This window comes from Echinicola sediminis (genome assembly GCF_054777495.1).
In genome coordinates, this window is sequence record NZ_BAAHAP010000261.1 from 1 (window position 1) to 509 (window position 509).

At 37.3% G+C, this 509-nt stretch carries 2 protein-coding genes and 1 pseudogene; all 3 read right to left on the reverse strand.

Annotation, left to right across the window (positions count from 1 at the left end; translation table 11 throughout):
- Positions 1 to 41 precede the first annotated feature (41 nt).
- A pseudogene (locus tag ACYVAA_RS23070) lies at positions 42 to 140 on the reverse strand (cold-shock protein); the annotation flags it as partial.
- 6 nt (positions 141 to 146) lie between these two features.
- Positions 147 to 374: a cold-shock protein gene (locus tag ACYVAA_RS23075; protein ID WP_460546474.1), complete on the reverse strand. Its 228-nt coding sequence runs from the start codon at positions 372 to 374 to the stop codon at positions 147 to 149.
- A gap of 8 nt (positions 375 to 382) precedes the next feature.
- A partial coding sequence (locus ACYVAA_RS23080) for a helicase-related protein (protein WP_460546476.1) occupies positions 383 to 509 on the reverse strand: 127 nt, incomplete at its 5' end.

Genomic DNA, 509 nt, shown 5'->3' on the forward strand with positions numbered 1-509 from the left:
GTACGCAGCAACTCCTTGGCTCACAGAACACATGGCTACGATCCGACTTGGTGTACAAAAATATCTTCTCCGTTATCAGATGGTGTAATAAAGCCAAAGCCTTTGGAATTGTTAAAGAATTTTACTGTTCCTTCATTCATGTTTTTCTAATTTTGATTTGTTTTTGATTTATTAATAACTGGATGTTTTGTGCATACTACTGGAGGTGTTTTGGAGAAATTCCCAAATTCATCTACATAGACAGTCATATTTTCAAAACTTCCGTCCTTTGGTTGAGCTTTACGGAAAAGTCTATTTTCTAACTTTTCTTTTTTCTTTCGTCTTTTCAGGTCCGCTCTCTGCTTTTTTATAAATGCATTTTGATTTTTTGCCATAAGGAGAATTAATTTACAAAGGTGATCGCATGCCCGGGCTTTCCTGCCCTTCCGGTTCTTCCTATTCTATGGATATAGGAATCCATGGTCATCGGAAGCTGATAATTGATCACATGGCTTACATCGGACACATCG

Bases quoted from the DNA above. Each gene is read 5' to 3' on its own strand.
- ACYVAA_RS23075 (WP_460546474.1), bottom strand. From the start codon at position 374: ATGGCAAAAAATCAAAATGCATTTATAAAAAAGCAGAGAGCGGACCTG.